The 23,345-nt window shown below is 58.3% G+C and carries 19 protein-coding genes; 12 read left to right on the top strand and 7 right to left on the bottom strand.

Annotated elements, in window-relative coordinates:
• Positions 1–74: 74 nt before the first annotated feature.
• Together xylF and xylA are read right to left on the bottom strand one after the other, a co-directional pair.
• Positions 75–1,076 (bottom strand): D-xylose ABC transporter substrate-binding protein, encoded by a 1,002-nt coding sequence (xylF, locus tag ACYZUD_RS06700; RefSeq protein ID WP_462023213.1) that lies wholly within the window; start codon positions 1,074–1,076, stop codon positions 75–77.
• Between the two features lie 149 nt (positions 1,077–1,225).
• The gene (gene xylA / locus ACYZUD_RS06695; protein ID WP_462023212.1) at positions 1,226–2,542 is read right to left on the bottom strand and encodes a xylose isomerase; all 1,317 of its coding nucleotides are present in this window, start codon (positions 2,540–2,542) and stop codon (positions 1,226–1,228) included.
• 170 nt (positions 2,543–2,712) lie between these two features.
• Here xylA and ACYZUD_RS06690 point away from each other — a divergent pair, with 170 nt between their 5' ends.
• The 4 genes from ACYZUD_RS06690 (at position 2,713) to ACYZUD_RS06675 (ending at position 8,228) form a co-directional block, all read left to right on the top strand.
• Complete coding sequence (locus tag ACYZUD_RS06690) at positions 2,713–3,891, top strand: XylR family transcriptional regulator (RefSeq protein ID WP_462023211.1); 1,179 nt, start codon at positions 2,713–2,715, stop codon at positions 3,889–3,891.
• 278 nt (positions 3,892–4,169) lie between these two features.
• Positions 4,170–5,960 carry a diguanylate cyclase domain-containing protein gene (locus ACYZUD_RS06685; protein WP_462023210.1) on the top strand — a complete coding sequence of 597 codons (1,791 nt, stop codon included), beginning with the start codon at positions 4,170–4,172 and terminating at the stop codon, positions 5,958–5,960.
• Positions 5,961–6,278: 318 nt separating this feature from the next.
• The gene (locus tag ACYZUD_RS06680; RefSeq protein ID WP_462023209.1) at positions 6,279–7,271 is read left to right on the top strand and encodes a response regulator; all 993 of its coding nucleotides are present in this window, start codon (positions 6,279–6,281) and stop codon (positions 7,269–7,271) included.
• A 3-nt stretch (positions 7,272–7,274) separates the two neighbouring features.
• A complete protein-coding gene (locus ACYZUD_RS06675) occupies positions 7,275–8,228 on the top strand; it encodes a GGDEF domain-containing protein (RefSeq protein WP_462023208.1) in 954 nt (317 codons plus the stop codon).
• 64 nt (positions 8,229–8,292) lie between these two features.
• Here the strand turns inward: ACYZUD_RS06675 and gfa are convergent, their stop codons facing one another.
• A complete protein-coding gene (gene gfa / locus ACYZUD_RS06670) occupies positions 8,293–8,871 on the bottom strand; it encodes an S-(hydroxymethyl)glutathione synthase (protein ID WP_462023207.1) in 579 nt (192 codons plus the stop codon).
• 381 nt (positions 8,872–9,252) lie between these two features.
• Between gfa and ACYZUD_RS06665 the strand changes: the two genes are divergently transcribed.
• Positions 9,253–9,930, top strand: coding sequence for a dTMP kinase (locus ACYZUD_RS06665; RefSeq protein ID WP_462023206.1), 678 nt, complete (start codon positions 9,253–9,255; stop codon positions 9,928–9,930).
• A gap of 203 nt (positions 9,931–10,133) precedes the next feature.
• Here the strand turns inward: ACYZUD_RS06665 and ACYZUD_RS06660 are convergent, their stop codons facing one another.
• Both ACYZUD_RS06660 and ACYZUD_RS06655 read right to left on the bottom strand, forming a co-directional pair.
• On the bottom strand, positions 10,134–10,646 hold the full coding sequence (locus ACYZUD_RS06660; RefSeq protein ID WP_462023205.1) for a cupin domain-containing protein: 513 nt from the start codon (positions 10,644–10,646) through the stop codon (positions 10,134–10,136).
• Positions 10,647–10,795: 149 nt separating this feature from the next.
• Positions 10,796–11,320: a transporter suffix domain-containing protein gene (locus ACYZUD_RS06655; RefSeq protein WP_462023204.1), complete on the bottom strand. Its 525-nt coding sequence runs from the start codon at positions 11,318–11,320 to the stop codon at positions 10,796–10,798.
• Positions 11,321–11,442: 122 nt separating this feature from the next.
• Here ACYZUD_RS06655 and ACYZUD_RS06650 point away from each other — a divergent pair, with 122 nt between their 5' ends.
• From ACYZUD_RS06650 to ACYZUD_RS06640, 3 genes are read left to right on the top strand one after another with little or no spacing between them, the layout of a single operon-like run.
• A complete protein-coding gene (locus tag ACYZUD_RS06650) occupies positions 11,443–12,966 on the top strand; it encodes an efflux transporter outer membrane subunit (protein WP_462023203.1) in 1,524 nt (507 codons plus the stop codon).
• Positions 12,959–14,083 carry an HlyD family secretion protein gene (locus tag ACYZUD_RS06645; protein WP_462023202.1) on the top strand — a complete coding sequence of 375 codons (1,125 nt, stop codon included), beginning with the start codon at positions 12,959–12,961 and terminating at the stop codon, positions 14,081–14,083. The genes ACYZUD_RS06650 and ACYZUD_RS06645 overlap by 8 nt, the downstream gene beginning before the upstream one ends.
• Positions 14,073–15,101: a DUF2955 domain-containing protein gene (locus ACYZUD_RS06640; RefSeq protein WP_462023201.1), complete on the top strand. Its 1,029-nt coding sequence runs from the start codon at positions 14,073–14,075 to the stop codon at positions 15,099–15,101. Before ACYZUD_RS06645 ends, ACYZUD_RS06640 begins: the two co-directional genes overlap by 11 nt.
• Here the strand turns inward: ACYZUD_RS06640 and ACYZUD_RS06635 are convergent.
• Complete coding sequence (locus ACYZUD_RS06635) at positions 15,086–15,541, bottom strand: hypothetical protein (protein WP_462023200.1); 456 nt, start codon at positions 15,539–15,541, stop codon at positions 15,086–15,088. The two genes, ACYZUD_RS06640 and ACYZUD_RS06635, sit on opposite strands and share 16 nt — an antisense overlap.
• Before the next feature lie 169 nt (positions 15,542–15,710).
• Here ACYZUD_RS06635 and ACYZUD_RS06630 point away from each other — a divergent pair, with 169 nt between their 5' ends.
• On the top strand, positions 15,711–18,098 hold the full coding sequence (locus ACYZUD_RS06630) for a DUF3772 domain-containing protein (RefSeq protein ID WP_462023199.1): 2,388 nt from the start codon (positions 15,711–15,713) through the stop codon (positions 18,096–18,098).
• A gap of 195 nt (positions 18,099–18,293) precedes the next feature.
• On the opposite strand, the gene ACYZUD_RS06625 is transcribed toward ACYZUD_RS06630, so the two are convergent.
• Positions 18,294–19,208 carry a helix-turn-helix domain-containing protein gene (locus ACYZUD_RS06625; protein WP_462023198.1) on the bottom strand — a complete coding sequence of 305 codons (915 nt, stop codon included), beginning with the start codon at positions 19,206–19,208 and terminating at the stop codon, positions 18,294–18,296.
• Between the two features lie 162 nt (positions 19,209–19,370).
• On the opposite strand from ACYZUD_RS06625, the gene ACYZUD_RS06620 reads away from it, so the two are divergent.
• The 3 genes from ACYZUD_RS06620 (at position 19,371) to ACYZUD_RS06610 (ending at position 23,266) form a co-directional block, all read left to right on the top strand.
• A complete protein-coding gene (locus tag ACYZUD_RS06620; protein ID WP_462023197.1) occupies positions 19,371–20,729 on the top strand; it encodes a glutamine synthetase family protein in 1,359 nt (452 codons plus the stop codon).
• A 150-nt stretch (positions 20,730–20,879) separates the two neighbouring features.
• Positions 20,880–21,968 (top strand): polyamine ABC transporter substrate-binding protein, encoded by a 1,089-nt coding sequence (locus ACYZUD_RS06615; protein WP_462023196.1) that lies wholly within the window; start codon positions 20,880–20,882, stop codon positions 21,966–21,968.
• The gene (locus ACYZUD_RS06610) at positions 21,965–23,266 is read left to right on the top strand and encodes an NAD(P)/FAD-dependent oxidoreductase (RefSeq protein ID WP_462023195.1); all 1,302 of its coding nucleotides are present in this window, start codon (positions 21,965–21,967) and stop codon (positions 23,264–23,266) included. Before ACYZUD_RS06615 ends, ACYZUD_RS06610 begins: the two co-directional genes overlap by 4 nt.
• Positions 23,267–23,345 lie beyond the last annotated feature (79 nt).

The raw sequence follows: 23,345 nt of genomic DNA, 5'->3' as shown, positions 1-23,345 counted from the left end.
CCGCGCGGGACCGGACTTTCCCGGTCCCGCAGGGTCGCATCAGGCTTGCAATCGAGTTCGTACCGCTCGATGGTTCACTGTCCGGCAATCTGCGCCTTGGTGTAGAACCCGTCCTGTTCCAGCAGGTCGATGTTGTCCTTGGTCAACGGGGTCGGGGTGAGCAAGATGGTGTCGACTTTTTTGCTGCCATTGTCGTACTGCGAGCTGTAGGTGGGTTTCTCGTTACGCGCCAGTTGCACCGAGAGCTTGGCGGCTTCGGAAGCGATGAGTTTCAGTGGCTTGTAGACGGTCATGGTCTGAGTGCCATTGATCACTCGCTTGACCGCTGCCAGGTCCGCGTCCTGACCCGAGATCGGCACCTTGCCGGCCAGTTTCTGCGCGGCCAGTGCCTGGATGGCACCGCCTGCAGTGGCGTCGTTGGAGGCGACGATGCCATCGATTTTATTGTCGTTGCGGGTCAGGGCATTTTCGACAATGCTCAGCGCTTCGGTGGGGTTCCATTCCTTCACCCATTGTTGGCCGACTATCTTGATATCACCCTTGTCGATGGCCGGTTGCAGTACTTTCATCTGGCCTTCGCGCAGGACTTTTGCGTTGTTGTCGGTGGGCGCGCCACCGAGCAAAAAGTAATTGCCCTTGGGCGCTGCTTGCAGCACGCCGCTGGCTTGCATCTCGCCGACCTTTTCGTTATCGAAGGAAATATAGGCATCGATATCGGCGTTGAGAATCAGGCGGTCATAGGACACGACCTTGATTCCGGCCTTCTTGGCTTCGGCGACTGCGTTGGTCAGTACGGTGGCGTTGAACGGCACGATGACGATCACATCGACGCCACGGGAGATAAGGTTTTCGATTTGCGAAATCTGCTTCTGCTCATTGGCATCGGCCGATTGTACGAAGACCTTGGCGTCCATTTTTTCCGCTGCCGCGACGAAATAATCCCGGTCACGTGACCAACGCTCCAGCCGCAGGTCATCAATGGAGAAACCGATTTTCGGGTGGGCGGCATCGGCCATGACCGGGAGTGACAGCAGGGCCAGGGCGCCAGCGAGTAACGTGCGTTGTACTTTCTTCATGGTGGTGCGTCCTTTTATTGTTGTTTGAAAGACACTGCCTGACGATGAGTATCGGGCCGGTAGAACTGTAGAGAGTCGCCAGGCGCCGCGGGCACAGATTTGTCGCGCGAATGTAACCGCATCGCTGCGCCAGCGGACTGGGTTGACCGTCAGCTATAGATAAACCGGTTGACGACGTTTTCGAGCATCTCCTGCCGGCCGCTGACGGCCTGCGGATTCAGTTCGTTGGCGAAGGCATGTTCGGCCAATGATTGGAGGCTGAACTCACCCGCCAGCACCGCCTGTCCCAACGGCTGCTGCCAGCCGGCATAGCGTTGATCCTTGAATTGCTGGAGTCGGTCGTTCTGCACCATGGCCGCCGCGCGCTCCAGGGACTGGGCGAGGACGTCCATCGCGGCGACGTGACCATAAAACAGATCGATCTCGTCGAGGCTCTGCCGGCGAACCTTGGAGTCGAAGTTGAACCCGCCATTCTTGAAGCCACCGGCTTTGAGAATTTCGTAGGTGGCGAGGGTCATTTCTTCGACGCTGTTGGGAAACTGATCGGTATCCCAGCCGTTCTGTGGATCACCGCGATTGGCGTCGATGCTGCCGAAAATCCCCAACGAAGCAGCCGTTGCGATTTCGTGATGGAAGCTATGACCCGCGAGGGTCGCGTGGTTGGCCTCGATGTTGACCTTGATTTCGTTTTCCAGGCCGAACTGATGCAGAAAACCAAAGACGGTGGCGCTGTCGTAATCGTATTGGTGCTTGGTTGGCTCCTGCGGCTTGGGCTCGATCAGCAGGTCGCCTTTGAAACCGATCTTGTGCTTGTGTTCGACCACCATGCGCATGAACCGGCCCAGTTGTTCGCGCTCGCGTTTCAAGTCGGTGTTGAGCAGGGTTTCGTAGCCCTCGCGGCCGCCCCACAACACGTAGTTAGACCCTTTGAGGCGTTGGGTGGCGTTCATGGCGCTGAACACCTGAGCGGCGGCGAAAGCGAACACTTCCGGGTCCGGATTGCTGGCGGCACCTGCGGCAAAGCGCGGGTTGCTGAAGCAATTGGCGGTTCCCCACAGCAACTTGACCCCGCTTTGTTCCTGATGGCGCTCCAGGTGGTCGATCATCTGCGCGAAGTGGTTACGGTACTCCTTGAGCGAACTGCCTTCCGGGGCGACATCCGTGTCGTGGAAGCAGTAGTAGTCGATTCCGAGCTTGGAGAAGAACTCGAATGCAGCCTCCGCCTTGCCAATGGCCAGTTCCATCGGATCTGCAGCGCGCAGCCACGGTCGCTTGAACGTACCGGCACCGAACACATCGGAGCCTGGCCAGACGAAGGTGTGCCAATAGCAGGCCGCCATGCGCAGATGCTCGCGCATGGGTTTGCCGAGGATAAGCTTGTTGGCATCGTAGTGGCGGAAGGCTAGGGGAGAATCGCTGGCGGGGCCTTCATAGCGAATCTTGTCGACATCGGGGAAGTACGGCATTTGGCAATGTCCTTGTTGTTCTTGACGGTGTCCCGATACTAGCAACGGCCCTGCGGGTGATGATTATGAAAGTCACCAACACAGGGTTCGATTTTGAGTATTGAGATTCGTCGTATGCACGCCTAGTCTGTGCTGACCCCCTCGGTATTCACCGGCCCAAGACAAGAACAATGAAAACCGTACCGCTCGTTCACCGCATTGCACTGTTGTTCAACGGCAGCAAGATCTACGATCGCGGCATCATCAGCGGCATCGGCAACTACCTGAGCAGCACTCGCGCATCCTGGGACTTGTTTCTTGAGGAGGACTTCCACTGTCGGTTGAAAGGGATCGAGCGCTGGCAGGGGGACGGGATCATCGCCGACTTCGACGATCCGCTGATTGGCGAGGCGCTGGCCGGAATCAAGTTGCCCGTGGTGGCGGTGGGTGGTTCCTATCAGGATGAACGAGCCTATCCGAAAGGTATCCCGTACGTCGCCACCGATAATGAGGCGTTGATAACGCTGGCGTACGAGCACCTGATTGAGGCCGGACTGACGCGTTTTGCCTGCTTCAGCCTGCCTGAAGCACAAGCCAATCGTTGGGCTCAAGAACGGGAAAAGGTGTTTCGCCGACTGATGCAACGCGATGGCTTGCACGCCGAGGTCTATCGCGGGATGGGTACCAGCGCGCCGCTCTGGGACAGCGCCGTCGAAAAGCAGATCGCCTGGCTGCAAAGCCTGCCAAAACCCATTGGCATCATCGCTGTCAGTGATGCCCGCGCCCGGCAACTGTTGCAAGCCTGCCTGACCGCCGGGATCGCGGTGCCGGAGCAAGTGGCATTGATCGGCATCGACAACGACCCGCTGACACGCAGCCTGACCCGGGTGCCACTGAGCTCGGTCATCCAAGGCACCGAAACCATGGGCCGGACCGCCGCGCATCTGCTCCATCAGATGCTGCACGGCATGCCGTCCGCGGGCACGCACATTCTGATACCCCCTGATGCGATCAACGTGCAGGTATCGAGTCTGCATCAACCATTGGGTAACCCGTACGTCATGCAGGCGCTGCTGTTTATCCGCCAATATGCCTGCCAGGGCATCAAGACGGCGCAGGTGGCGGCTTATGTGGGTGTGTCGCGTTCATCGTTGGAGGCGCACTTTCGCAAAGTCCGAGGTTGCAGCGTGCATGACGAGATCCTGCGTTTCAAACTGGCGGCCGCGACCAGCGGGCTGGAAAACACTGATTTAGCGATTGCGGACATTGCTCAAAACTGTGGTTTCAAATCTGCGCAGTATCTGCATACCGTGTTCCGTCGCGAGTTCGGATGTACGCCCCGTGAATACCAGCAAAAGGCGCCAACGTAGCGATGCAGTGAGCCAAGTAAGTAGATTTCCCTATGGGCACCAGGAAACCGCTTACATACGGAAGATTTTGATCTCCGTATGATTTTTTTGTTCATCCAATTGGGGCTCTTTACCATGCCGGATGCATGGCCTCAGTTGGGTGAACCTGGACTTTTGGAGTGACGGTGCTCCGTTCTATTCAGCACAGGATCGCTGGCCTCAATACGGTTTATCTGGATCGGGTTGTCAGCAGGCTTTGGTCAGCACTCACCGCGTAGAAAGTCGCCGGACAAGTCCACATGCCTTTACTCCACCTATCGTCCTCGCTGCAGCGGGTGCTCCTTCTACCCTACATTTTTCTTGTACTGGTGCTGTCGCTGGTTATCGGCCTTTTTTCCTACCAGTCGGGCAGTCAGACCGTGGAGGTGGTGAGCCAGCATCTTGTCCAGGAAATAGGGGAACGTATCAGCCTTACGGTACATCAGCATTTGAGCAGCGCCGCAGTGGTCCTGGATGCCGCCTTTCCTGAAAACATGCCGGCACCGGCTAATATTCGCGAAAACCAACAGCCTTTGATTGAGCGCTTCTGGGTCGCCACTTCATTGTCGGATCTCAATCATTTCGTCTATTACGGTAATCGCCAGGGCCTGTCCTTCGGCCTCTTGCGGCTAACTCCCGAGGAGGTGGAACTGCGCATCAAGCCGGGCCCAAGCGAACATCGACGCATCTATCGGCTCAGTGGGATGTTTGGCAAGCCGGAGCTGAGTAAGGTCGAAGAGTCCAACTTTGCCCCTCGCGAAAGGCCTTGGTACGGGGCAACCATGCTCACCAGTAAAGATGTCTGGACGCCGGTCTATATCGACTTTGTTACCCGTGACCTGGTGCTCACCCGGGCGCATAGCGTGCTTTCGCAGAGTGGCGAACGCGAGGGCGTGGTCGCCACCGATGTATTTCTCAGCATGCTCAATACCTTTGTCCGCCGTCTGGACATCAGCCCCAACGGACTGGCCTTCATCATTGAACCGGACGGCATGTTGATTGCCTCTTCGAGAGGGACGAACGTCATCAGCGATCGTTACATCGGCCCGCAGCGCCTGAATGCCAAGGATGATCCAGAGCCTTTAGTCAGGGATACCTATGAACAATTGCGCAAACGCTTGCTGGCTGGCGGCCCCGTGCAGCAGGCCGGCACCTTCCGCTTCGAGAGCAGTACTGGGGAAACCGTGCATGCTGCGTTCAACTGGATCAAGGATGACGCCGGGCTGGCTTGGCTCACCGTGGTCGCGGTGCCGCGTAACGACTTCATGGGCGACCTCACCGACAACGTGATCCGCACTGTGCTTGTCGCGCTCTTCGCAGTGATCATCGCCGTGTTGGTGGGGCTATACATCGGTAACTGGATACTGGGGGATATCACCCGTCTGTCCATTGCCGCCAGCAAGATCGGCAGGGGGCAGCTCGATGTCAAAGTGCGCATTAACCGGCGCGACGAGATTGGCCAGCTAGCCCGTGCCCTGGAGAACATGCAGATCGAACTGGGTACGGATCGCCTGACCGGTCTGAGCAACCGGACTTCGTTGATGCGTCGGATGACGCTAGCCATTCTCCAGCGACAGCAAGGCACGGAAGTGGGGCCGGGGCAGGGGTTTACCTTGCTGTTTATCGACCTGAACCGGTTCAAGGCAATCAACGACATCTATGGTCACGAAGCGGGCGACCAGGCATTAATCGAGGTGGCGGAACGTCTACGCGAATCCGTGCGCCAAGGCGACCTGGTGGCGCGATTGGGAGGGGACGAGTTCGTCATCATCCTTTGGCGCACCGCCAGTCGCGAAGTGGTGGAACAGATACGTGGCAAGCTGGAGCAACTGCTGGGCGCCCCCCTCACACGCTTGGCACACCTTGCCGGTAGCCGGGAGGTCATCGTCGGCGCCGCCATCGGCGTGGCGCTTTATCCAGAAAACGGCGAGGACGCAGAGAGCTTGCTCAAGTACGCCGACCAGCGCATGTATCACGACAAACAGGGGAGGGCCGGCGCTGAAGAGGGCTCGGGACACGGCCCGGATCGGGCACAAATTGGGGCCAGCTAGCGGGTCAATGCACGCCTTGGTCGGGCTGCAGGAACGATCAGAGTACCAACAACCGGTCATTGGGCGTGATCGCCGGACAAATAGAACATATCAGTGACCTGAATCAACAGGTGGCAACGGCCACTGAAGAACAGTCCTCTGTGATCGAAGAGATCAACGCCAATTTTTCGCCTGTGAGCCCATCGCGAGACACCTTAAATGCAAACTTGGCGTGTTTTTTGAAGAAAAACCCGTAACTTAGTGTGTCTTTTATAAAAAATATCGTGATGCCACAGGGTTTTCCCTGGCGTCCAAGACGATGAACGCGGAGATGGTTCAGTGATTCCCCTACTGGTGTGTGACGATTCCAACATAGCCCGTAAGCAGGTGTTAAGGGCGCTGCCGGCTGACTGGCCGGTTTCGGTCACCGAGGCCAGTGATGGTCGCCAGGGAATGGATGCCATCCGCCGGGGGCTGGGGCAGGTGGTGCTGCTTGACCTGACCATGCCGGAAATGGACGGTTACCAGGTGCTGAGTGCGCTACGGGCCGAAGGGCTGAAGGCGCAAGTCATCGTGATCTCCGGTGACGTTCAGGAAGAAGCTGTGCGGCGGGTGCGTGAATTGGGCGCCCTGGCGTTCCTGAAAAAGCCCTTCAACGAAAGCGAGCTGCGCCAGACGCTTAACCAGCTGGGCCTACTGACGGAAGTCGGCCAGCCAGCGCCGTGGAGTCGTCAGGCCGCGGACACGGTCATCAGTTTTCGCGATGTATTCCGCGAAACGGTCAACGTCGCCATTGGCCGGGCGGCAGCCTTGATCGCCAAGGTATTGGGGGTCTTCGTGCAGTTGCCGGTGCCGAACGTGAACATCCTCGAAGTCGGCGAATTGCACATGGCGTTGATCGACGCCGGCAGTTGCAAGCAGCTCACGGCCATCTGTCAGGGGTTTATCGGCAGTGGTATCGCCGGCGAAGCGCTGCTGATATTCCACGATTCGGAAATCGCTGACATAGCCCAACTGATGCAGCGTCAGAGCGCCGAGTATTCGGACCTGGAAATGCTGCTGGACCTCTCCAGCGTTCTGATCGGCGCCTGCCTGAGCAGTATTGCGGAACAGATCGATGTGGTGTTTTCTCAAGGTCACCCACAGGTCCTCGGCCAACACGCGGCCATCGACGAGCTGATCCGGGTCAACCGCAAGCACTGGAAAAAGACCTTGGCGGTGGAGATCAGCTACAGCCTGGAAGGGCACGATATTCGTTTCGACTTGTTGTTACTGTTCACCGAAGACTCGATCGAACGGTTGACCCATAAACTCGCCTACCTGATGAACTGAACCATGAACGTCTCTATCGATCTGAACGAATTTCACTGGTTGCTGGCCATCGTCCAGAGCATCGACGTCGGGGTGGTGGTGCTTGACCGCGATTATTGTGTGCAGGTCTGGAACACCTTTATGGAGAACCGTTCCGGCGTGCAGCCCAAGGATGCTCACAATCAGTATTTCTTCAGCCTGTTTCCCGAAGTCAACCGCGAATGGTTCACCCGCAAGGTGGAAAGCGTCGCCACCCTGGGCACGCCAGCGTTCACTATCTGGGAACAGCGTCCTTATCTGGTGCGGTTCAAGAACTACCAGCCGATCACCGGCCAGGAAGACTTCATGTACCAGAACACCACGCTGTTGCCGCTGCGCTCTATCGACAGCAACATTAACCATATCTGCCTGGTGATCTATGACGTCACCGATGTCGCCACCAACCGGCGCCAGCTCCAGACCGTTAATGCCCAATTGCAACAACTCTCCAGCACCGATCGGCTGACGGGTCTGTACAACCGTGGCCATTGGGAGGAAAGCCTGAAAGTCGCCTATGCCCGGCATCAGCGCCATGGCAATGCCACCAGCCTGGTGATGTTCGATATTGACCACTTCAAACAGGTCAACGACACCTATGGTCATCAGGCTGGCGATCAGGTCATCGAGCAAGTTGCCAGGCTGGTCCGCGAACATGTGCGCGACAGTGACGTGGCGGGGCGCTACGGCGGGGAAGAGTTTGCGGTAGTGCTTTCGGACACCGACAAGGTCGGTGCACGTTTTTTTGCCGAGCGGCTGCGCGAGTCGGTCGCAGCGCTGGAAGTGCTGCACGATGGCCGAAGCATCCGTTTCACTATCAGTCTGGGCGTCGCCGACCTGAGCAAACCCTCGGTCAACCACGCCGACCTGATCGCCTGGGCGGACCAGGCGCTGTATGCATCGAAGAACGCCGGGCGCAATCGGGTGACGGTGTATGAGTAGGTAGAACCCTCTATTTGGGAAGCGGGGGCCGCGGTCCGACGAAGAAACCGCGGCGGCCGATCAATCAGGCGGCGGGGAGCAGGCCTTTCTGTTTGGCAACATGAGTCGCCATTGCGTCCATCAAGTCCGGGGACAGGCAGTCATAGGGCTCCAGGCCGATCGAGCGCAGGCGCTCACGGATGGCCTTCATTTGTGCTGGCGGTGTGCCGGTTTCGATGATGGAGGACACGAACGCTGCGAAGCTCGGTGCAGCCCATCCGCGCTGGGGAGAGAGCTCGGTGTGGACGAAGTCCAGGCCATAAAACGCATGGTCCTTGTTCTCGATGCGCCCGAAGAGATGGGCGTGGCACTGCTTGCAGGCGTGTCGCTGGATGGTGGCGGTTTCGTCGACGACTGACAGTTTTTCACCGTGGGCCGTGACGCTGACCTTATCCCGAGGTACTACGGCAATAACGGCGAATGTCGCGTTTTGCGGTTTCCAGCATTTGCTGCAGCCGCACGCGTGGTTATGCAGGGTTTGTGCGTCGATCCTGATCTCGACCTTGTCGGTCGCACACAGGCATTGCAGGGTGCCACCTGTGAAATTCGCGGCGGCGGGTTGGATGCCATTGTCCAGTGCAGGGTGAAGTTTCAAGGTGCTCACGTTGGCTTCTCCGTTTCGGGGTGTTAGACGAAAGTGCCTGGGGCCGTGCGCCGTGCGCCATGCGACGATGTAGATCGATTGCCTTCATGCATCAGGTCGAACGCTTCGTTGATTCGCTCGAGTGGGTACTGGCCAGGGCCAGGCGACTACGGGGAGAAAGGGTGGCTGTCGCCTCCAGGTATACCTGATAAATCGTAGTTCAAAGACGCCCTGAAAACCGAGTAGCAAGCGGTGAGAACTAAAACTTAATTTCTGAAGCGTCGATGGCAAATCTACAATGTCTGTTCATAAGGGCCCTCCACTCGATTCGCGTAGTCGCGCCAAGCGGTTCCAGCGAACGAACAGGGCAAAAAAAACCGTATATCAATCGTTATGTGAAGAATGAATCGTCCGCTGTTTGTTTCTCTAGATGGGCCCAAGGGAACCGGCAAAACCACACTGTTGGAGGCCGTTACGAAAGTACTGAGGGCAGACAACAAAAAGGTGATCCGACTTTGCGAGAAGAAAAGCGATCCCTATCGGGGTGAAACAATGGCCCTCGTTAACAAGCTCGTCAGAAATCCCACCCGGGATTTGGAGTTGGGGGTTTGTGAGCGCTTTGCTGATAGCCGTACCTGGATTTCCCAGCACGTGCTGGCTAAACAGCCACCAGGCAGCATCATCTTGATCGATCGCTGGTACCCATCTGATGCCGCGTTTCGCCGGATAATCCCGTTTTCAGAGATTCTACAGTTGAACATTGATCGAAACGTGCGAGTGCCAGACCTGCATGTCGGGGTTGTCACCGCCCCTGATATTTCATGGGCGAGGGCAGCGGCACGACGGCGTGGGCTGAGCAGTACTGTGATCCATAAGCTGGAAGAACATGTCGCTTGCACCAAGGCGTTCGAGCGAGCGATTGCAGATCACGGCTGGGTTTTATGCCGGAATGAAGGAACGATCGAAGACGCAACGATGCAGGTGATTTCTGAGATCTATAGAGTCCTTCGATGCCCCGTAGGCGAAGTTCGCTGCGGCGGCCTTGATGCGGTTGAGATAGCCGTAGATATAGATCGTTAGCAGGATCGACGGGGTCGATTAGGGGGGCTTACATGATCAGACGGAGCGTCGATTGATTTTTACTTCCGGGTACTCGAAAGAGCCTTTGGCAGAAGTTCCGCCCTGATACATGATTTAACATAATATACATTACACGTAACAACGTATTTCGAGATTAGCCCGGTTGCACGCAGATTTTGAAGCCCTCACATCACCTTCAGCACTCATTCTCGCGTCAGCTTCTCAAACAACGCCGCATGGTCGGGAAACTGTTCACTGAGCTGCCGCCGACGGCCCAGCTCCATATCCGCATAATCAAACCCTGGTGAAACCGCTTCACTTATCAGCCCGTATCCTGCCGGTCCATCCATAAGCTGCGAAGCTTTCCAGACGCCACCAGGCACGTGCAGCTGTAAACATTCGCTGGCGATGACGTCACTGCCCATCACCACAGTTTTGAATGTGCCGTCAGGAAAGATGAGGCTGTACTCGATTGCGTCTCCCAGATGGTAGTAATGCACGATGTCGGACTGGTTCAGATGAAAATGGCCAATGGGAGAATCCTGGGTCAACAGGTAATAAATGGAGGTCATCAGAAAACGCGGACCACCAGCGGTCTCGGCCATGGCATGTTGATCCGACTCAAAGGTTCGGCGGTAGTAGCCACCTTCCAGGTGGGATTCCAGTTTGAGCGCATTGACCAGGTCTTGAGCACTGGGAGTATGTTTGTCGCGCATGCTTGCCCTCATGTTAATAGCCACTTGTTATCCATAAACGGTGTTCGAAATGACCGCCACCCTTACCTGATTGCATTGCTTTATATAGCTAATAATTATAACTACACTAAATAGCCGTTTAGTTAAGCTATTAAAAAGCGTTTTTTGGATCACGCCCTATCGGTATTCACCACCCGTGCAGTACGAATGAACAATGCGCGCACCTTTTCCCAGAAGTTTGCGCCGAGCACGAAGAAGCTGCCGATCAGCATGAGGTCGCCCAGCGCTTGAAGTTGCCATAGGTTGGGTCTGAGCCCTGGCCAAATATTGTCGACGTAGGGTTCAATAAATGACGAGATCAACGGCACACAGAACATGACAATGCCGATTCGATGGCGAGTCGGACTCACTTCCATCTCTGCAGTTGGCGCCAGTGCGGACACGTAACCGAACATACTGCGCTTCAACTGCTGGAACCCGGACTTGCCCATGATGCCGATTACTAGGATCAGCAGGATCTTGTTACTGATAAACAAGACGCCTGTCAGTGCTGCAATCTTCGAACCTGCCACCCCGGCCGCCGCAGCGACTGGCACCAGCAGCCACGATCCCAACATTAAACAAATAATGGCTATTCCCAGTTTAAAGCGCCAACCGGCTGAATGAGGTTCAACTTTAGCCTGGGGTGAGCTCATGACTGTCGTACCTTTATTAGTTGGTCATAACCGATTTGAGTGGTGCGTAAGAAGCTTAGCAGCCGGTTGTTCATTCGGGCGTCTATGCTCCCAGTGATTGTTATTAAACTGGGAAATGCTCAATGCATTCACGTACATCCGGCCAACTTCTCATGCTTGCCGTAGCCCTCGGTGGCTGCGTACGGCTGGGTCCGGATTTCCAGTCACCGGGTGAAGAGTGGGTCAAACAGTGGAACTCCCCTGCCCTTGAACAATCCAGTCAGCGCGGGCTTAACCCGGATATTCGTCAGTGGTGGCTCGTCTTCGCCGATCCGGTCCTCGATCACCTGATTGCCGAGTCGGATGCTCACAACTCCAGCCTGAAAATCGCCGGTCTGCGTGTGATGGAAGCCCGCGCCCAGCTGGGCATCGCCCAAAGCGGACGCTACCCGCAGCTGCAGCAAGCCAGTGCCGACAGCTTCTACTTCAACCGCAAGCAATACGGCGGGACCAATCCTCAGGACAGCCATTTCTGGCAATACAGCGCCGGGTTCGACGTCGGCTGGGAGCTGGATTTCTGGGGGCGCTTCAGTCGCGCTATCGAGTCGTCCGACGCCAGCTATTTTGCCGCCCAGGCCAACTATGAAGATGTTCTCGTACTGTTGCGTGCTCAGGTAGCCGATACCTATTTTTCGCTACGGACAACCGAAGCACGTTTGCGCGTCGCCCGGAAAAACGCCAAACAGCAAAAGCGCAACTTCGAAATCACCGAGAAGCTGTTCAACAGCGGCCAGAATGCGGAGCTCGACCTGCAACAAGCCAAGACCCAGTACCTGGGCACTTTGAGCACCATTCCCGACTTCGAAGACCAGGTCCAGCGCACCCGGAATGCGCTGGCCGTATTGATCGGCCAGCCACCCGGCGGCCTGCCGCAGTTGCTCGAGAATGAGGGGCTTATCCCGCTGGTCGACCGTGCCGTTCTCCAAGATGTACCAGCCAACCTGTTGCTGCGGCGGCCCGATGTGCGCGCCGCCGAGCTTAATGTCGCGGCCCAGTCGGCGTTGATCGGCGTGGCCGTAACCGATTTCTATCCGTCGCTGACCTTGCTGGGCAGCATCGTCTGGTCGGCCGATACACTGAATGGCACCTCTAACAGCCTGGACCTGATCGGCGGCCCCAGTCTGCGCTGGAATCTGTTCGACCATGGCCAGATCAGCAACAACGTGCGCGTGCAGGACGCTCGTCTGCAGCAGCTGATCGAGGCTTACCGCGACAAGGTGCGTCAGGCCGCGCGTGAGGCTGATGATGCCGCCAGCGGTCTGATCAAATCGCTGGCGCGCGAACGTATCCTGCGTGAGGCTGAAGTCGCCGCCAAACGCTCGCTGGTGCTGGCCAACGCCCAATACCGCGAAGGTTACTCGGACTTTCAGCGGGTACTGGATGCGCAGCGCGCGCTGCTCGAACAACAAGACAATTACCTGGTTAGCCGCAGCAATGCCGTGAGCAATGCGATTGCCTTGTACAAAGCCCTGGGCGGCGGCTGGTACAGCGCCCAGCCAAAAATTGACCGTGTCACCCGCCAACAGATGGAAAAACGCACTGACTGGGGCGATCTCCTTGAGGAGCCGTCCGCCGCGCAGCCCAAGAAGGTAAATGACCATGAGTGAAGCGCCGCCGCCCTCCCCCAAGGCTTCTGAGCCGCCCGCCGATCCAGCCAGAAAAGGCATCAAGTGGGTGCTGCTGCTGATCGTCCTGAGCCTCGCCTGGTACCTGTTGGCTGACCGTTTCACGCCCTATACGCAACAGGCCCGGGTGGGTGCCTTTGTCATTCCGGTGGCCTCGGAAGTCGCGGGTCGGGTAACCCGAGTCAACGTGCGTAACAATCAGGACGTCAAGGCGGGTGATGTGCTCTTCGAAGTTGATCCGCAGACGTATCAGATTGCCGTCGACCGTGCCCGAGCAGACCTTGAATCGACACGCCGGCAGATCGGTGCCAGCACCGCAGGCATTGCTTCGGCGCAAGCCAATTTGCGAGCGGCCCAGGCCAATGAACTCAAGGCGCGGCAGGACAATCAGCGTCTTGAAGGTTTGTATCGGGAAGACCCCGGAACCATTTCCGTGCGCCTGCTGGAAGTCTCACGTGCCAATCGCGAACAGGCTGTCAGCCAGGTCGCCGCCGCCCGCGCCGAAGTGCAGCGTGCGCGTGAGCAAGAAGGCGGTAGCGAGGAAGACAACGCCTTGCTGCGCAGCGCTGCCACTGCTTTATCAAAAGCCGAGCTGGACCAGACCAACACGCAGATCCGCGCGCGCTCGGCGGGCCTGATCACCGATTTGCGCACCGACGTTGGACAATTCGCCGCTGCCGGCACCCCCGTAATGACCCTGATCGCCATCCACGATGTGTGGATCAGTGCGGACATGACCGAAAACAACCTTGGTCTGGTCAAGCCCGATACCCCGGTTGCGATCGTACTGGATGCGCTGCCGGGAGAGGTGTTCGCGGGACGTGTGCGCAGTGTCGGCTACGGTATCAGCGTCGGCCAGACACCAGCGCCCGGTACGCTGCCCAGTGTGCAAAACAGCCGTGACTGGTTGCGCCCGGCCCAGCGCTTTCCAGTGATTATCGAGTTTTCCGAGGACTCAATGAGCACGCTGCGTGACAGTCGCGCCATCCGTGCCGGTGGCCAGGCTGAAGTCATGGCCTTCCCCACCCAGGGTAATCCGCTGAACCCGCTCGGTCGATTGTTCCTGGGGCTGATGAGCTGGTTGTCGTATGCCTACTGAGCGCACGCCCCGGGCTCAGCGCTCACTGCGTCTGGCCACCGGCACCGCGCTGTGCCTCGCCGTCAGCTTCGGCCTGGGGCTGCCGATCCCCTTTCTCGCGCCAGTGCTTTGCCTGTTGCTGCTTGCCACGCTCAACCGTCCGTTGCCATTCAAGGCCGGATTGATGCTCGCCCTGGCCGCGATGTTGACCACCGGTGTCGGCTTGTTGTTGATCCCGATCCTGCGTTACTACCCCATCAGCGGTGTGCTGTTGATCGGCGTGAGTATGTTCCTGGCCTTTCGTTTTGGTCTGCGCGGTGGCAACAATTTGATCGTCACTTTTCTGGTGATCGGCCTGACGATGATTTCCTCGGCCGGCATCGCCGATTTCGATCTGGCGGCGATGGTCATCGGTGCGCTGGTCAAGGGGTTGATCCTCGCCGTCATGGTGCTGGCGGTCAGTCATTGGCTGTTTCCCGAACCGGCCAACGCACCATCGCCACCCGCTGCCCCGGCCCTGCCGGCCGATGAAGTCAGCCGGGTGGCGCTGCGTGCAACCCTGATCGTGTTACCGGCGTTCCTGCTGGCACTGATCGATCCGGCGAGTTATTTGCCGATTATCCTGAAGGCCGTGAGCCTGGGTCAGCAAAGCTCCACGACGACAGCCCGCAATGCCGGCCGCGAACTGGTCGGCTCGACTCTGCTCGGCGGTCTGTTGGCCATCCTGTTCTGGTGCGCGCTGAGCCTGTTTGTGCATCTGTGGATGTTCTTTCTGTGGATGCTGCTGTTCGGCCTGGTGCTGGCGCGCAAGTTATATGCCCTGAGCCCGACCCGATTGAGCCCGGGGTTCTGGCTCAACAGCTTTATCACCCTGATTATTCTGTTGGGCCAATCGGTTCAGGACAGCCTCGCCGGCAAGGATGTCTACACGGCCTTCGCGGTGCGGATGGGGTTGTTTATCGTCGTGACGCTTTATGCCTGCCTGATGGTTCATCTGCTTGACCGGCACCAGCCAAATGACGCTCAGGGATTAACCTGATACCCCTTGCCCTGCAGGCAACTGGTATAGGCCGTCGAACTGGTCGATGCACTGGTTTTCTGCTGCGCCCGGCGTTCCTGACGCTGACGCGCACCACCCACCACCACGCCCGCCGCCGCCGTTTCTTTTGCGCGATTCTGGCGATAGTCCTGCTTCACGTCGTCATCGACGCGATCATAAAATTCGTCATGCTGACGCCCACGCACCTGAGCCCCCGTCGCCCCGGCGGCAGCGCCCACGGCGGCACCGCGCAGCCTTCCGCCAGAAGGAGGCGGTGCTGCCGAAGCGCTCTGACTGGCTGCCACGTTGTGACAGTCATCGATATCCAGCTGGGTTTGTTGTGAATTCTGCCCCTTCATCGGGACAACCGTTTCGGCCCATCCCTGGGTCCATGAAACCGACAATGCGACGCACAGGCTTATGGATGAAAACGTATTCATGATGACCTCCGACAGCGTCCGGATCGCGATCCCGAACCTGGATCAGCAACAAGAATTGTAGATCACCCTCCAACCCGCACTCCTGCGGGTGATGACTGACACAGTCCCTTTTCTGCGTGATGACCTAACCTCATAGGCTGGGTGACCCACAACAGAGTCGAATACTCCTATGCACACTGCATTGAAGTTTCTGATTTTCGTCGCTTTAGCGCTGCTCGGACCGATTGGCGGAACGCTGGCGGCCGCCGACTTGCCGGATGCTTCGACATTCAGGGCAGGAACCTCAAGCGTTGCGGTTTCCCAGAGCGATCTCCAGGCGTTACAACTTCGACTGGACAGCCTCAAGCAGCAGGTTTCGCGGGTTAACAACTACAACCAGCTGGAGGGTCCGCAGGATTTGGTCCAGGCGTTCATACTTGAGGTCGATCGCCTGTCGACGTCGCTGCTTCCTGAACAGGCTCAGTTACGCACCCAACTGGGTGTGCTGGGGCCTGCACCGGTCGACAATGTAGCGTCGGAGAAACCCGAAATTGCAGAGCAACGGTCTTTTCTCACCGGGCAAAAAAACAAAATCGATGCCACATTGAAAACCCTCGAAGCGCTGAAGCTAAGTGCTGCCGAGCTCATCACGCAGATTGCCGGCATTCGACGCAGCCTGCTGGAAAGCGAATTGACCCTGGGGACGCGGAGCATCCTGAATCCGGGTTTCTGGTCACCCTTGTTCAAGCTGACACTGGACGATCGGCAGCGACTGAAGTCTTTCTTCGATCAGGCTGCAGATACCGTCGACGCCGTTTGGCAGCCAGGCCAGCGTTTCTACACCATCGTACTGTTCCTGCTGGCACTGATCATCTGGACACTGGGCCGAAGGCTCGCGGAGAGAGGGTTAACCTGGTTCTGTATTCATCGCATGCCAGAAGGACGCCTGCGCCGAAGCTCACTCGCCATGGCCTCGGTGCTGGCTACCGTCCTGACCACCGGTCTGGCGCTGCAATTGCTGTTTTATGCCTGCACCCGCCATCTGCCGTTGACACCGATGTTGAGCACCTTTTCCCAGGAGTTCGAGAAAGTTGCTTATACCTGCGTCCTGATAACCGGTTTAAGTCGCGCCCTGTTGTCCACGCAACATCCCTCATGGCGGCTACCGACGATTGCTGATCCGGTAGCGTTGGTGCTGGCGCCTTTTCCCAGGATATTGGCCGGCGCCCTGCTGATTCTGGTGACGATGGCGCAGATTACCAATGCCTCCGGCATGAGCAGTCAATTCGTCACCGCCGGCCGGGGGGTCGTCGCGCTGATCGTCACCTTGATCATTGCGACCTTGTTATTGCGCGCCAGCAAAGTCCGCAAAGCTCTCGCGGCGGCCGGTGAAGCCCCTGAAGCGGGCACCACGTTTGCCGGCCTGATTTATACCGTCGCCAGCTTCGCCGTATTGGTTTCTTTGATCGCCTTGCTGACGGGGTACGTGTCCCTGGCAAGGTTCGTCACCTACGAACTGGTCTGGGTATTCATTATCCTTTCCGGTTTCTACTTGCTGATGCAGTTGCTGAAGGACAGCTGCGAGTACCTGTTCTCGCCCAGACACCCCAGTGGCAAGGCGCTCAAACAGTTACTGGGCATTGGCGACAGTCGCCTGGAACAGATATCGATCATTCTATCGGGCGCCGGCCGTGCCGGATTGTTGCTGCTGGCAGTGATTACCCTGTTTGTCGGCGGTGTCGGAACAACCCTCGGGCAACTGATCACCAGCACCATGGCGATACTCGGGGGCGCCGGGCTGCGCAAACTGAATATCATCCCCGGCAACCTGCTCAATGCCGTGCTGGCCTTGCTGGTGGGGATCTACCTGATTCGATCGCTGCGAAGATGGCTGGATGACGAGTTCCTGCCGAAAACCGACATGGACCCCGGCATGTGTGCCTCGCTCAGCACACTCTTTGCCAACATCGGCTACGCCCTGGTCATTCTGCTCACGCTGTCATCACTGGGCGTGCGTTGGACCAATCTGGCCTGGATCGTCAGCGCCTTGTCCGTTGGTATCGGTTTTGGCTTGCAGGAAATCGTCAAAAACTTCGTGTCCGGCCTGATTCTGCTGACCGAGCGCCCGGTCAAGGTCGGCGATCTGATCAGCATCAGCGGCGTCGAAGGTGACATCCGGCGAATCAACGTCAGGGCCACCGAAATACAACTCAGTGACCGCTCGATTGTCATCGTTCCGAACTCTCAATTGATCTCGCAAAACCTGCGCAACGTGACCCTGGGCGGTAGTGCGCAAGGGGTGGCGACACTCGAACTGATGTTCCCGCTGGACATCGACCCCGAGCAAGTCCAGAACCTGCTGTACGACACCTATCGCGAGCACGAAACCATCCTCGAGAAACCCGCCCCTTTTGTTCGATTCAGCAAACTGACCCCGGAAGGCATCACGCTCACCGTCACCGGATACGTCAGCAGCCCGAGAATCGTCGGCACGACCAAAAGCGACCTGCTGTTTGAAATTCTGAAGCGTTTGGGGGCGGCAGGCATTGAGCTGGCCAAACCGGCGCCTGCCGTATGAAACATATGCTTAACAGCCAATGGCAACGCATCCATGTAGCAGCTGGCGAAGCCTGCGTTCGGCTGCGAAGCATTCATCAATCCTGCCACCTCGGCTTTCCTGAATGACCGCGTTGACCGATTTTACGACTGCTTCGCAGCCGAACGCAGGCTTCGCCAGCTGCTACAGTTCGCGTTGCATCTCGACGACTGACGGTTATCTGTTTGTGCGGCCGGAACGCTTCAGCGTTTCGCTCGGCAACTCTTTGAACAACGCCCGATAGCTGCTCGAAAACCGCCCCAAATGCCAGAATGACCACTGCATCGCCACCTCGGCGACCGTTGTTTCCATGGGCGAACGGCTGAGCAGTTCACGGTGGGCGCTGTTGAGGCGGCGCAAGCGTAGCCAATGGGTCGGGGTCATGCCGGTGTAGGCCTTGAACGCATGCTGCAACTGACGCAGTGATACCCCGGCAACACGGGAAAGCTCCAGCAGGTTCAGGGTTTCTTCCGGTGAGTCGGCGGCCCATTCACCGATGCGTTTCATCACCGCCCGCTCCTCGGCCCGGCGCTGCAAACCTCCGCGATCCAGGCAGACGCAGGCGTTGTCGAGGATGTACAGGCAGTCCTCCAGCAACTGCTGCGTCAACGCCTCCTTGCTCGGCGGATCGAGCGTCTGCGCCAGACGGGTCAACGTGCCGCTCAACCAGCGACTGAACAACGCGTTTTGTCCCGAGTTCAACGGCGCCATGAACAGCCCTTCAAGCCTCGCGACATTCAACCCGTGACGCTGAACGAACTCGGGACCGAACACCACGGCGATTTCCTGGTAGTTCTCCGGGGTGATCCAGATGTTGCGGCTTTCTTCGTTCAACACGTACAGCGCGTTGTCGCTGCGATCGAAACAGAACGCCAGCGAGCCTTCGGGCGCGCTGAAATTCTGTTCGACGCGGGTGTTCATGTGTTCTTCGTAAATCTCCACGCCTTGCAGGTCCAGATAGCGCACCCTTCCGGCGAAATGCCCCGGCGACATCTGCTGGTAATGCTGCACCCAGCCAGGTGTGGCGCGGATTTGCTCGGCCACATCGGCGGTGTTGAACGCTTGGACTTGTAGAGGATTGGACGCTGTCATGGGATGACCTTGCGCACTCGTTTGGTGCGTTTTGGTGCTGCTGAAAGTGGATAGATGGAACCGCAAGGCTCGCCCAAGATAGTCGTCAACGCGCCACAGGGGAAGTGTGTGGTGGATGAAACCACCCTCCCCGGCGTTAATAAAACCAATAATGAGGTCTTTATGAATGTCCCTTTCGATCAGCTGCTCACGTGGCTGAAAGATCACAAGATTACCGAAGTCGAGTGTGTCGTCAGCGACCTGACCGGCATTGCACGCGGCAAGATTGCACCCACCAACAAGTTCCTGCATGAGCGAGGCATGCGCCTGCCGGAAAGTGTGTTGTTGCAAACGGTAACCGGGGACTTTGTCGACGACGACATCTACTACGACCTGCTCGACCCGGCCGACATCGACATGGTGTGCAAGCCCGTCTCCGATGCGGTTTATGTGATTCCATGGGCCATCGAGCCGACCGCCATCGTGATCCACGATACCTTCGACAAGTTCGGTAACCCGATCGAACTGTCGCCGCGCAACGTGCTGAAGAAAGTCCTGCAGCTCTACACCGACAAGGGCTGGAAGCCGATCGTCGCGCCGGAAATGGAGTTTTACCTGACCCAGCGTTGCGAAGACCCGGACTTGCCGCTCAAGGCGCCGATGGGCCGTTCGGGACGGGCGGAAAGTGGCCGGCAGTCGTTTTCCATCGACGCCGCCAACGAATTCGATCCGTTGTTCGAAGACGTCTACGACTGGTGCGAGCTGCAAGGCCTGGACCTCGACACGCTGATCCACGAAGACGGCCCGGCGCAGATGGAAATCAACTTCCGCCACGGCGACGCGCTGGACCTGGCTGACCAGATCACCGTGTTCAAACGCACGATGCGTGAGGCGGCACTCAAGCACAACGTCGCGGCGACGTTCATGGCCAAGCCGATCGGCGATGAGCCAGGCAGCGCCATGCACATCCACCAAAGCGTGGTCGATATCGCCACCGGCCAGCCGATCTTCGCCAATGCCGACGGGCAGATGAGCGAGCTGTTCCTGCATCACATCGGCGGCCTGCAAAAGTACATCCCCAAAGTGCTGCCGATGTTCGCCCCCAACGTGAACTCGTTCCGCCGCTTCCTGCCGGACACCTCTGCGCCGGTCAACGTCGAGTGGGGCGAGGAAAACCGCACCGTCGGCCTGCGTGTGCCGACTTCCAGCCCGGACGCGATTCGCGTGGAAAACCGTTTACCGGGGGCCGACGCCAACCCGTACCTGGCCATCGCCGCCAGCCTGTTGTGCGGCTACCTCGGCATGGTCGAACGCATCGAACCGAGCGCGGCGGTACAGGGCCGTGCTTACGAACGCCGCAACTTGCGCTTGCCGATCACCATCGAGGACGCCCTGACGCAGATGGAGGAATGCGAAACCATCGGGCGGTACCTGGGCAGCAAGTTCGTCCGGGGGTATGTCGCGGTCAAGCGGGCCGAACACGAGAACTTCAAACGGGTGATTAGCTCCTGGGAGCGAGAGTTCCTGTTGCTGAGCGTCTGAGATCTGTGCTGTCCGTAAAGGCCCCTTCGCGAGCAGACTCGCTCCCACAGGGATATGCATTCAAAATGTGGGAGCGAGCCTGCTCGCGAAGGGGCCTTTACGGACACCGAAGAAACGCCTGAAAAATCCAATAACTCAAGAGGTGTCGATATGCGTCTATTGAAATCCGTGGTCCCGGTCGCACTGGCCATGCTGTTCAGCGCCGTTGCGCAAGCTCAGCCAACCGTCAGCGTCTATAACTGGACCGATTACATCGGCGAGACCACCCTCGCCGACTTCCAGGCGAAAACCGGGATCAAGGTGATCTACGACGTATTCGATTCCAACGAAACCCTGGAGGGCAAATTGCTCGCCGGCCGCACCGGGTATGACGTGGTGGTGCCGTCCAACCACTTCCTCGCCCGCCAGGTGAAGGCCGGGGCGTTCCTCAAGCTGGATCGTTCGCAGCTGCCCAACTTCAAGAATCTGGACCCGAAACTGCTGGCGCTGCTGGAGAAAAACGACCCGGGCAACGAGCACTCCGTACCATATCTGTGGGGCACCAACGGCATCGGCTACAACGTCGACAAGGTCAAGCAAGTGTTGGGCATCGACCGCATCGATTCCTGGGCCGTGTTTTTCGAGCCGGAAAACCTGAAAAAACTCAGCCAGTGCGGCGTGTCGATGATGGATTCGGCGGACGAAGTGTTCCCGGCGATCCTCAATTACATGGGCATGGACCCTCGTAGCGAGAATCCTGAGGATTACAAAAAGGCTGAAGCCAAGCTGTTGACCCTCCGTCCTTACATCACCTACTTCCACTCTTCCAAATACGTCTCGGACCTGGCCAACGGCGACATCTGCGTGGCCTTCGGTTATTCGGGCGACGTGTTTCAGGCCGCGAACCGGGCCAAGGAAGCGAAGAACGGCGTGAACATCGCCTACTCGATTCCCAAGGAAGGCAGTAACCTGTGGTTCGACCTGCTGGCGATTCCCGCCGATGCCAGCAATCCGAAAGAAGCCCACGCCTTCATCAATTACCTGCTGGACCCGCAAGTGATCGCCAACGTCAGCGCCTCGGTCGGTTACGCCAACCCGAACCCGGCCGCCAAGCAATACATGGACGCTGAACTGGTGAACAACCCAGAGGTTTACCCGCCTCAGGAAGTGCTCGACAAACTCTACATTTCGACCACCCCGCCCCAGGCGATCATGCGTCTGATGACCCGTTCCTGGAGCAAAGTGAAGTCCAACAAATGAATCAGTACACCCACGAACACGCGCGGTCCTATTACGCGGCGACGGCGAAGACCATGGCGCCCTACCCCACGCTGGCCTCGGACCTGGTGGCCGATGTCTGCGTGATCGGCGGCGGTTTTACCGGGGTCAATACGGCGATCGAACTGGCTCAGCGCGGACTTTCGGTGATTGTGCTGGAAGCGCGGCGAATCGGTTGGGGGGCCAGCGGGCGTAACGGTGGTCAGTTGATCCGTGGCGTCGGCCATGACGTCAGCGGTTTCGCCCGTTATGTCGGCGCAGAAGGCGTGCGCTATCTCGAGCGCGCGGGGATCGACTCGGTGGCGCTCGTGGGCAACCGCATCGTCGAACACGGTATCGATTGCGATCTTCGCTGGGGCTTCTGCGAACTGGCCAATACCAAGGCGCAGTTCGCCGCGTTCAAGGCTGAGCAACAAGGCCTCGCCGAGTCAGGTTATGCCCATGAAACCCGCCTCGTCGGGCCGGAGCAGATTCGTCAGCAAGTGGTGAACTCCGGCGTGTATGCCGGTGGCCTGGTCGACATGGGCTCGGGGCACTTGCACCCGCTCAATCTGGTCCTTGGCGAAGCGCGACTGGCGCAATCCCTTGGCGTGCAGATCTTCGAGCAAAGCCCGGTGCTGGAGCTGATCCATGGCAGCACCGTGCAGGTACGTTGTGCCGGTGGCTCGGTGCGCGCTGGCAGTCTGGTGTTGGCCTGCAATGCGCACCTGGAAGAACTCGAACCGAACCTGAGCGGCAAGGTCCTTCCGGCGGGCAGCTACATTATCGCCACCGAACCTTTGGCGCCGGAGGTTGCAGCGCAATTGATCCCGCAGAACCTGGCGCTGTGCGACCAGAAAGTCGGCCTGGATTACTACCGGCTCTCGGCGGACCGGCGCTTGTTGTTCGGCGGGGCCTGCCATTACTCCGGGCGCGATCCGGCGGACATCGGCGCCTATATGCGGCCGCAAATGCTCAAGGTGTTCCCGCAACTGGCCGATGTGCGCATTGATTACCAATGGGGTGGCAAGATCGGCATCTCCGCCAATCGCTTCCCGCAGGTCGGGCGCTTGAGCCAGCATCCGAACGTGTTCTACGCCCAGGGTTACTCCGGGCATGGCCTGAACGTGACCCACTGGTGCGCCAAACTGTTGGCCGAAGCGATCCATGCCGGACACAGTCAGGGCTTCGACGTTTTCAGCGCGGTGCCGCACATGACCTTCCCCGGCGGCCCCATGCTGCGCTCTCCCCTGCTGGCGCTTGGCATGTTCTGGTATCGCCTGCGTGAATTGCTCGGCTAAAGAACGACGGTAGCTGACCCACCGCTTTCGCGAGCAGGCTCGCTCCCACAGGGATCTGCGTCGTCCACAAATGCTGTGT

The organism is Pseudomonas sp. XS1P51 (genome assembly GCF_054897845.1).
Note: the sequence above shows the minus strand (reverse complement) of the source record. Positions and strands in the feature narration are given on the sequence as shown.